The organism is Catenibacterium sp. co_0103 (assembly GCF_004168205.1).
GTDB classification, from domain to species: Bacteria; Bacillota_I; Bacilli_A; order Erysipelotrichales; family Coprobacillaceae; genus Catenibacterium; species Catenibacterium mitsuoka_A.
Genome location: NZ_RCYB01000077.1, coordinates 1 through 9,254, shown reverse-complemented (window position 1 = coordinate 9,254; position 9,254 = coordinate 1). Strand labels below are relative to the sequence as shown.

12 protein-coding genes are annotated in these 9,254 nt (G+C 32.8%); all 12 read right to left on the bottom strand.

Features of this window, described 5'->3' with window-relative positions; genetic code table 11:
• Positions 1-112: 112 nt before the first annotated feature.
• Complete coding sequence (gene bilR, locus EAI80_RS10350) at positions 113-2,035, bottom strand: bilirubin reductase, long form (protein ID WP_129981957.1); 1,923 nt, start codon at positions 2,033-2,035, stop codon at positions 113-115.
• Between the two features lie 169 nt (positions 2,036-2,204).
• Positions 2,205-2,642 carry a GNAT family N-acetyltransferase gene (locus EAI80_RS10345; RefSeq protein WP_129981956.1) on the bottom strand — a complete coding sequence of 146 codons (438 nt, stop codon included), beginning with the start codon at positions 2,640-2,642 and terminating at the stop codon, positions 2,205-2,207.
• Between the two features lie 8 nt (positions 2,643-2,650).
• Positions 2,651-3,454, bottom strand: a complete 804-nt coding sequence (locus EAI80_RS10340; protein WP_238634567.1) for a GNAT family N-acetyltransferase — start codon at positions 3,452-3,454, stop codon at positions 2,651-2,653.
• Complete coding sequence (locus tag EAI80_RS10335; RefSeq protein WP_129981955.1) at positions 3,454-3,990, bottom strand: HD domain-containing protein; 537 nt, start codon at positions 3,988-3,990, stop codon at positions 3,454-3,456. The genes EAI80_RS10340 and EAI80_RS10335 overlap by 1 nt, the downstream gene beginning before the upstream one ends.
• Positions 3,981-4,796 (bottom strand): DUF4846 domain-containing protein, encoded by an 816-nt coding sequence (locus EAI80_RS10330; RefSeq protein WP_129981954.1) that lies wholly within the window; start codon positions 4,794-4,796, stop codon positions 3,981-3,983. The genes EAI80_RS10335 and EAI80_RS10330 overlap by 10 nt, the downstream gene beginning before the upstream one ends.
• 10 nt (positions 4,797-4,806) lie before the next feature.
• On the bottom strand, positions 4,807-5,034 hold the full coding sequence (locus EAI80_RS10325; protein WP_129981953.1) for a hypothetical protein: 228 nt from the start codon (positions 5,032-5,034) through the stop codon (positions 4,807-4,809).
• Between the two features lie 197 nt (positions 5,035-5,231).
• The gene (locus EAI80_RS10320) at positions 5,232-5,567 is read right to left on the bottom strand and encodes a DUF3784 domain-containing protein (protein ID WP_238634569.1); all 336 of its coding nucleotides are present in this window, start codon (positions 5,565-5,567) and stop codon (positions 5,232-5,234) included.
• A gap of 42 nt (positions 5,568-5,609) precedes the next feature.
• A complete protein-coding gene (locus EAI80_RS10315) occupies positions 5,610-6,236 on the bottom strand; it encodes a YdcF family protein (protein ID WP_238634566.1) in 627 nt (208 codons plus the stop codon).
• Positions 6,237-6,315: 79 nt separating this feature from the next.
• Positions 6,316-7,185 (bottom strand): ABC transporter permease, encoded by an 870-nt coding sequence (locus EAI80_RS10310; protein WP_129981951.1) that lies wholly within the window; start codon positions 7,183-7,185, stop codon positions 6,316-6,318.
• Positions 7,182-8,093 (bottom strand): ABC transporter ATP-binding protein, encoded by a 912-nt coding sequence (locus tag EAI80_RS10305; protein WP_129981950.1) that lies wholly within the window; start codon positions 8,091-8,093, stop codon positions 7,182-7,184. The genes EAI80_RS10310 and EAI80_RS10305 overlap by 4 nt, the downstream gene beginning before the upstream one ends.
• Before the next feature lie 4 nt (positions 8,094-8,097).
• On the bottom strand, positions 8,098-8,511 hold the full coding sequence (locus EAI80_RS10300) for a DUF3021 family protein (RefSeq protein ID WP_129981949.1): 414 nt from the start codon (positions 8,509-8,511) through the stop codon (positions 8,098-8,100).
• Between the two features lie 12 nt (positions 8,512-8,523).
• On the bottom strand, positions 8,524-8,955 hold the full coding sequence (locus tag EAI80_RS10295; RefSeq protein ID WP_129981948.1) for a LytTR family DNA-binding domain-containing protein: 432 nt from the start codon (positions 8,953-8,955) through the stop codon (positions 8,524-8,526).
• Positions 8,956-9,254 lie beyond the last annotated feature (299 nt).

The following is a 9,254-nucleotide window of genomic DNA, read 5'->3' as shown; positions in this document are numbered from 1 at the left end:
TGTGGTTCACTACACTTGGCGGTAAATACCTGTGGTCAGACTATCTCCGACTGAATTAGTGCCATGCCCGGCACACGCATAAAAAAGACAGGCGTCGCCTGTCTTAAGCATCTTATAAAGCGTTTGCTGCAAGATAACCAGATTCAATAGCTGAATTGATGTCTGCCACCTTATTTGCATCACCAACAACCTGAACATGGATATTCTTTTCTTCTAATGCAGTCATGTCAAATGCATTAGAACGAGCACCTACTGCAAATACTACATAATCACATGGAAGTGATACTTTACCTTCTGCAGTTTCTGCTTCTACTGTAGTTGCAGTAATTTCTGTTACCTTAGTATTAGTGAACTGTTTAACACCATGCTTTTCAAAATCAGCCATCATTTCTGGACGAATTGTAGTTGATTCTTCTTTCGCAATAGTATCCATCATTTCTACGATACTTACATCATTACCTCTAAGTGCAAGGTATTCAGCTGTTTCAGCACCTACAAGTCCACCACCGATAACAACGATTCTTCCTGCTGGGAACTGTTCATTAGAAAGTACTTTCCAAGCATCCTGTACATGAGGCATATCCTTACCAGGGATATTTAAGATGAAGTTAGAAGCACCAGTTGCAACGATAACTTCATCAGGCTGATCAGCTAAGATATCTTCGCTAGTAACAGCTTTTCCTAAACGTAAATCAACACCCAATGCTTTGACTTCATTTGCGAGATAATGAATAGCACGATTCATTTCTTCTTTTCTAGGTGGTACAGAAGCAATATTTAACTGTCCGCCTACTTGAGTATCCTTGTCATAAACAATAACGTCATGACCCTTCACTGCAGCAACTCTTGCAGCTTCTAAACCTGCAGGTCCTGCACCAACAATAACAACCTTCTTCTTATCATCTGCAGGAGTAATAGTTCTTTCATATTCATAACCATTTTCTGCATTAAGAACACAGCTTAAGAACTTTCTGTTTTGGATAGAGTCTGTACATCCCTTATTACACATCATACATAAACGGATTCTACAAGGCTGTCCATCTTCAATCTTTTTAACATAATCAGGATCAGCTAACAATGAACGTCCATAACCTACGATATCACATACACCATTTTCGATTAAGGCTTCACCATTCTGTGGAGTAACGATACGCCCTACCGCAGATACTGGAATACTTACAGCATCTTTAACTCTCTTAGTATATGACTGCATGAAACAATATGGCTGAGTACCCATTGCTGGAATAGTATCATTTAAGTTACCTGTATGGTTAGCCTGTCCAACATGGATCATATTAACGCCTGCTTCTTCAAGCTTCTTCGCAAATTCAACAGCTTCATCAATCTTTAATCCACCTTTACCTCTTAATGGGTTATCAGTGATGATTGGAAGTTTATAGTCAATACAGATATGAGGGGCATGTTCTTTAATGCTTTCTACTACTTGTAACGCAAAACGTGTTCTATTTTCGAAGCTTCCTCCATATTCATCTGTACGATGATTTAATACTGTAGAACATAAAGCACCTACTAAACGGTCTCCATGAACTTCTACTACATCTACACCTGCTTCATACGCACGTCTTACGCATTCACCCATCTGTTTAAGAATTGTATTTAATGCTTCTGGAGTTACTTCATCAGTGAAATGAAGCATATCATGATGTAATTTAGCACGAGCTGCCTGCATATCACCCTTCTTAAACATTTCAGCTAAAGCCTGAACATCATATTCAGGATGGAAAATCTGAATACCTAATTTACAATCAAATTCATGTAATGCATCAGCTAATTCTTTATAAGCTGGAATCTGTTCATCCTTGAATAATTTTGGTGTTGGAGAAACAGTATTTACTGGTGCGACGTCTCCAAGTACGATATAAGATACACCACCTTCTGCAATACGTTTATAGAAGTTGAAGCTCTGTTTAGAAATTGAACCGTCACGTTCTTCATAGCCAGTTGTCATTGGTGGGAACATGATACGATTTTTCAATGTGATTGGACCTACTTTAATTGGTTCTAATAGTTTCATATTATTTCTCTCCTTACAATACATTTTTAACCACTACCATTATAGCGCTTTCATTTTACAAATGATAGTAATTATACGCAATTTATAAGTCACATTTTGTCATCAAAAGAATAAATTATATGTTTTTTAAGACAAAAAAGTACGTACAAAAAAATACGTACTTAACTCTTTAATATTGTTTCATGAAGACAACCTGTGATGATTGTTCTTTAAATCCATTTTTCTGATAGAAGTAATAAGCAGGAAACTCTCTTTCCGTAATCAACATAATACGGTCTATTCCTCTTTTTTTCGTATAATCAACAACTAAGTCCATAAATTGAGTTCCGAGTCCTTTAGACTGTTCATTAGTCATTATGCCAAATTCATCAATCCAGAATTCTCTGCCATTATACCAATGTTTAATACGACCTAACGCAATTCCAATAAGCTGATCTCCATCATATAAACCAATAGATAAAGATAAGCGATTACCTACTAGATCATGCATATAAATAGATAGGTCCTCTTCATTCCATTCATCATTCCATGGTTCCCTGGAGAATATTTCATTAAATAATTGCGATATCTCTTTGACATGCGCCAAACATATTTCTCTAACTTCCATATAGTCTCCTATTCTAATTCTTCAGGAAGAATTGAGTATACAGCATCATCTACAACTCCCTGATTATTTTTTGCAGATTTTCTAAGGATTCTCTCATATTTCATACCTGCTTTTTGCATCACTCGACCTGAATGAGGATTATTTTTATCATGTCTTGCACGTACTAAATCATAACCTTCCTTAAATAAGTAAGAAATGACTTCTTTAAGTGCTTCTGCAACATATCCATGACCCCAATAAGCCTGCCCAATACAATAGCCAATTTCTACTGTATTTGTTTTATAATCAATATTTGTAACAGAAATATTTCCAATGAGTGTACTCTTATCCTTTACGACAATGCCCCAGTTATAAGAATCACCCTTTTCATAAGACTGAATCCAGGAAGAAAGTAACTGCTTTGTGTCTTCTATACTTTGATGAGGTGGCCAAGTCAAATAACGAGTGACCTTTTCATCATTAGCCCAATGATGATACATATCATCTGCGTCTTCTATTTTAAATTCTCTTAATATTAAACGTTCAGTTTCTAAACAAGCAGTGCCATGACGCACTGTTGTTTGACACGAATATTGGTTCTTTAACTCCTTCAAAACAGCCATATGTGACTGATTCAAATGTTTTAACTGTAAGTCTTGAGACGTCCATTCTTCTCGCAAATAAAGAACAGTATCATCTTTAGGTGTATAAGAATATTTGAGACATCCTTCATCAGATAAAGATAATTCCTGAATACGATTCTCTTTGATTGCTGAATAAAAAGCATCTCTGTCTTCTTTAGTTAAAAACTTATATGTAACATAAATCTTCACTATAAATCCTCCAATAATTGTAGCGCATAAGCCTTAAACTCTTCTTCTATCTCACGATAATAGTGTTCATTTAAATCAGGAACACTTATCAGTGTGACAGTTGGTCTATCTTCTTCTAAAGGCATCATCTCCTTTAATTCTGCTTCAAGTAGTAAGTGATCCATCTCTTTCCAGATATTTTTTTCTTCATTCTTCAATCGAATGTGAAAAGCTTGAAATATGGTTTCTAGAAGCTGGTCTTCTATTACTTGATATTCTTTCATCTGTTTTTTTATAGGAGTGATGAGATCACTCATATAAGTTTCACTTGCATCATGAAATAGACATGATAAAACAACATGCTTACTATATCCTCTGCTTTGCGCTTCTTTTGCGCAGTTGAGAGAATGCTGAGCCACAGAGTAGAAATATTTAATATGACCATTCCCGCGACATAATAGACTTAATGCATGAGCAATATCTTCTAGATATATATCTTCTTCCTTAATATGTAATGGATCTATTCTGTGACCACTAAACACATTCATCAATAACATAATCTTCTTAAACTGCCTTCCTCAAATGTATAATCAGGTGTTTCGAAGGGGTATTTGATTTCATCTTCATAATACCAGAGGTCATCATGTGATGGATTCTTTAGTAAATGAAATTCCTGAGCAGGCATATAGCCTTGTGCAATTAAGAAAGCCTTCTTTCCTTCTCTATTTGTACAAACATCTACAATCATCACGACATGTCCTGGTGAACCACCTTTTAAGAAAACATCTCCTACTCTTATTTCATTTAGTTTGATAGGTGTTGATTCACTTACCATGCTTGCACTTCCTGAATAAGCAAAGACAATACGCAAGTATTTTTTAAAACATTCATAAGAATCATCATAGGAAGCACTCTTTATATAAGATGCATGATCATTCTTAATGACGACACGATACCCTTCTCTCCATTTCATATAAGATAATAAGAATCCATCACTTAAATGAAATTGAATCTTATCGTATTGTTTGGTGTTCCAATAATATTCTGCATAGACTCTCATCACTGAGTCGGCACATTGTTGGAGGTTTTCATTTTCTATCGGTAACTTAAATACCGCAATTTGTGCACTTTGATTCCACTTCTTTTTACCGTTATACAAAAGAATAGGACTACCGTTTTCCTTTAATGGATAAGTCTGTAAGAAATGTGCAAAATCACTTTGTTCTCGTGTATATCCTTTGGGTGTGGGAATACGTGTTTCTAAGGTTGTACCTTTAGTATTGATAAAGTTTTTATTTGTAGTTGAAGATGGTGTACAAGCTGTTAAAAGTACACTTAGAAGCAGTAATATTATTTTCTTCATAATCAACCTCTCAGATAATAAATAAAGCAGCACAGCATACTAATACAAAACCACTGAATATGAGACAATTAGTAAAACGTATAGGAAATAAGTCTTCTTCTATAATAAATGTATCACAAGATGTAGGATCATTGTCTATTGTGACGTTCTTATTGTTTTTAAAATATTTCATCTGGAAGTATGTGATAGAAGGCTTTCTTTCAATAAACTTCCCTTCTGCATAGTATTGAATAGTCATCCTGTATAAATTTAATTCTTCTTGTTTTATATCTATGATTTTTCCTGATGTCTATAAAGAACAACGGGTCGCTTTAAGTCGATATTGAAAACGACTCACAAAACCTTTGACCATGATGACAACACCTAAAACACATATAAGTACAAGTAATAGTTTTTCCATAATGTCACCTAAAAAAATAATGACCTATAAGGCCATTAGATACGATAGTTACGAAATAAGTTCTCTTTTTTTACAAAGATGTCTTTAAAGAATATAAGTGCCCATAGTCCAATCGCAATATAAGCAAAGTACTGACTAATATAATATGATAGTATTGTACCTATACTTAATATGATAAACCATTTCTTGAATGCACTTCTTTGAGCACGGCTGATTCTTTTCTTATCATAATAATGGCTTTCTTCACGAGGTACATTCTTAAATGCACTAATACGATAAACACCTAATCCTTTAAGACATGTACAAATTATATAATAAAACAAGAATGTTAATGCGAGAATTGCACAGCATATACATCCTGTATTAATCATAAACACAACAAACAGCTCCCTTCAACCCTTAATACTATTCTATCATACCTTGATAAGAGATTTAAAGAGACGATACCATTTATAACCAATATAATTAGTTACTTCACGTTTTAAGAATTGAAACTTGGTATCTCTTGTGCGATATCTAGAAGATTGTGTTGGTGATGTATAGGCAGTAATGCCTGCATCCTTTGCCTGAAGCATGGCCCTTTTCATATGTAATGGATCACTGACTATTAATGCAGTCTTATAATGTTCAACATCCATAATCTTTTTCGCATTAATGAGATTCTCTAAAGTGACTGTTGACTGGTCTTCTGTAAGAATGTCATCTTCTGGTACACCTTGACTGATTGCATAAAGCTTTGCATTATAAGCATCACTAACAGGATTTCCTTTTCCATATCCTCCTGTTGTAATGATTTTCTTAACTAAATGTTTGTTGTATAAAACAACTGCATGATTAATTCTTTCTTGATAAACAGGTGAAGCATGACCATTGTATGTAGATGCACCTAAGACAATTGCAACATCTGCAGTTCTTGCTTCATCTTTAAAACTATATATATAAATACTTACTGCATTAGAAAATACATAAACAATAACTAATGCAATAAGTATAATTAATTTCTTTAAGAGTTTCATGGTAATACTTAATAATTCCTCCACAAAAAACATCTTAAACTATTTCTCATATTTTTCAATCCTATGTATCAAATTACATCAATTTTACATATCTTTTTTTGAATTAATTCAATAAAATGTATACAAACAACAAAATAAAACATGTTCCAATCATAATGAGATACATCATACTCGTTGTAATTGTATGTCCCATAAGTGTAAATGATGTATCAAAACTTTGATGAATTTCATTCATGATCGTAGAAGAAACCTTTGTATTTAGTTTAATAAATAGACTATTTAATAAATGCTTACGAATAAGTGCTGTTCCATAGGTTCCTGGTAAGAACTTAATAATAGCACGTACTGCAGGTGTAAATTGAGAAATAGGCATATAAGCACCACATAAGAAACCATACCCTGCACTCACAATACTGCTGACAGCTGAAATCTGGCCTTGTGTTGTAAGGAAATAATTAATAATAGATGATAAAGAAGCACCAAACAAAGTAAGCAAAAAGATATCTAGCAAACAATATAATATGTCTTTTACTGGTAAAACAAAGTGACTTGTACCTAATACAATAAAACATGCAAGTAAAGCAGTGATATTAATAATCATAGTGATAAGTAAAGTAGAAATAAAATAACTTAGAGCTAATGTAGTTTTACTGACAGGTGCTATGAGTAAGTCCTTTATTTTATGATCTGCTTTATCTTGTACCATAATCATATTTGAACAGAATGATACTGTGACACAACTCACTGCAAGTAATGAGGAAAAGAGATAACCATTCACAAAAGCATCAATAGTCTTTTGTGATACAGAATAATACTTAACTATACTATCTAGCGAATCATGATAAACAGTCCCTAGAAATGTCATATATAAGACAATTAAGACTATTGGTGTAATCAAAGCTGTTAAGAAGCGTCCTTTATCCTTAAAAAATAATACTGTATGTCTTAATGTGAGATGATAAAGTTGTTTCATGATTGTTCACCTCCTGGGAGTTTATTTCCTGTTACATTTAAGAAGACATCATCCATTCTTCCTTTTACAAGTTCAAAGTCATTAAATAATTCCGGTTTTTGAAGAATCATTTCTTTCACAACACCCGGATGATTGACACGGATTGTGTAATGATCCTTATTATATGTATATGGATGTCCTAAAAACTTAATATCCTCTTCTTTTACATGATAGATATTTAAATAATCATAAGCATATTTCTGTTTTAATTCATGTGGTGTTCCAGAAGCTATTTGACGGCCATGATCAATAATAACAACTTGATCTGCTTCAGCGGCTTCTTCCATATAATGAGTCGTAAGAAATACAGTCATATGTTTTTCTTTTCTTAAATTATCAATAACTTTCCATAATATTTTTCTTGTTTGAGGATCTAAACCAGTTGTTGGTTCATCTAAGATAAGAAGTTCTGGTTCATGAATAAGAGCACGAGCTATATCTATACGTCTTCTTTGTCCTCCTGATAGCTTATTTAAAGGTTTCTTTAAAAAGTCTTTGAAATCTAATAATATAGAGAGTTCTTCTAGTTTCTTCTTAAAAGAATTCCCCGTAATACCATATAAAGCAGCACGATACTTTAGATTATCATAAACTGTGAGTACATCATCTAATGCAGAAGTTTGATAAACTACACCTATAGTAGTTCTTACTTCATCCATATGTGTTTTAATATCTTTGCCTTCAATGTATATTTCTCCTGCATCACTTGTAAGTTCACCACATATCATAGAAATAGTAGTACTCTTACCAGCACCATTAATACCTAAAAAAGAGAAGAAAGTCCCCTTTTCTACACTAAAGCTTAAGTCATCTACTGCTTTAGTATCACCAAAGCTTTTAGTAAGATATTTAATTTCAATACTGTTCATACGTTCACCCTTTTCTACTCTTAAGAGCTTTATTGATTTCATTTGCAAGATGGCAATCATTTAAATAATTAAATAATCTGACTAAAATATCTACTACAAGTATTGTGAAAAAGAAAAGTAATCCTCCTAAGACATCCTCATACATACCAATTTGATATCCAGCAATTAAAAGAATGATTTCTAAGAGTGTTGTATGAAGAATAGTCTTCACTAATACACTTTGAGACTTAGAATAATAGATAGTTGTAGGAAGGCAGGCAAGAAAAGAAAAGACTGCCACCTCTCCTAAATAAGATACAGAAAGCATTTTTATTTGAGGCTGATCTATATGACAAAACAAGATTGTCGCAAATATTGATAATGTGTAAATCACAAAATATTGAATAGTTATTGTATGTATCATTTCATTTTTATCCATTTTTCATCCTCCTTATAATCCAATCATGTGTTTAAGTACACGTACATATTGTCTAGATACTATGAGTTTTTCTTTGTTTTTTAGTACAACTTCAAATCTGCCTGATAAGGAAGGTTTGATAGAATCAATCTTATCTGCATTAATAAGTGACTTAGAAGCACGAAAGAATGATGTACCTTCTGTTTCTTGTTCAAATTCATAAAGTTTCATTTTAGATTCATATATTTCTTTTTCACAGTACACAAATGCATTTTGATCTACAATTTCAAAATAATAGATACTATTTATATTTAAAGGATAAGCAGTTCCCCTTTTATATCTAATGATTTTCTTCTCATTTTCTATATAAGAGACTATATTTTGTATTTCATCTGTCATCTTATGACATCTGATTATTGTTTCTTCAACATTTTCTTCTAGTATCAATTCAATTTTTGCCTTCATAGTCTTCCTCCGTCAAAAAAATAATAACATAATAGATTATATTTAAACATCTTATCCTATTAAGTTGTAGAAATCGTATTGTAAGATGAAAAAAAACTAGGCGTTAGCCTAGTTGATTTGAGTAACTAAATAGACTTGGGGTTTACTCAAGCTTTGAAAAAGTCAGGGGTATGAACTCCTGGCTTTGCTTTTATGCTGTCAACTTTTTAGGGGCAGTTTTCTGCTATCTGTTTTGTTTATTTCATAAATCATTTATCATGTTCTTAAGGTCAATAAATCTATAGAAAGAAAAAAAGGAT

Coding starts and splice junctions, on each gene's coding strand:
- EAI80_RS10335 (WP_129981955.1), bottom strand. CDS start 3,990: ATGTTATTGATGAATGTGTTTAGTGGTCACAGAATAGATCCATTACAT.
- EAI80_RS10300 (WP_129981949.1), bottom strand. CDS start 8,511: ATGGATAAAAATGAAATGATACATACAATAACTATTCAATATTTTGTG.
- EAI80_RS10320 (WP_238634569.1), bottom strand. CDS start 5,567: ATGATTAATACAGGATGTATATGCTGTGCAATTCTCGCATTAACATTC.
- EAI80_RS10330 (WP_129981954.1), bottom strand. CDS start 4,796: ATGAAGAAAATAATATTACTGCTTCTAAGTGTACTTTTAACAGCTTGT.
- EAI80_RS10345 (WP_129981956.1), bottom strand. CDS start 2,642: ATGGAAGTTAGAGAAATATGTTTGGCGCATGTCAAAGAGATATCGCAA.
- bilR (WP_129981957.1), bottom strand. CDS start 2,035: ATGAAACTATTAGAACCAATTAAAGTAGGTCCAATCACATTGAAAAAT.
- EAI80_RS10295 (WP_129981948.1), bottom strand. CDS start 8,955: ATGAAGGCAAAAATTGAATTGATACTAGAAGAAAATGTTGAAGAAACA.
- EAI80_RS10325 (WP_129981953.1), bottom strand. CDS start 5,034: ATGACTATTCAATACTATGCAGAAGGGAAGTTTATTGAAAGAAAGCCT.
- EAI80_RS10310 (WP_129981951.1), bottom strand. CDS start 7,185: ATGAAACAACTTTATCATCTCACATTAAGACATACAGTATTATTTTTT.
- EAI80_RS10305 (WP_129981950.1), bottom strand. CDS start 8,093: ATGAACAGTATTGAAATTAAATATCTTACTAAAAGCTTTGGTGATACT.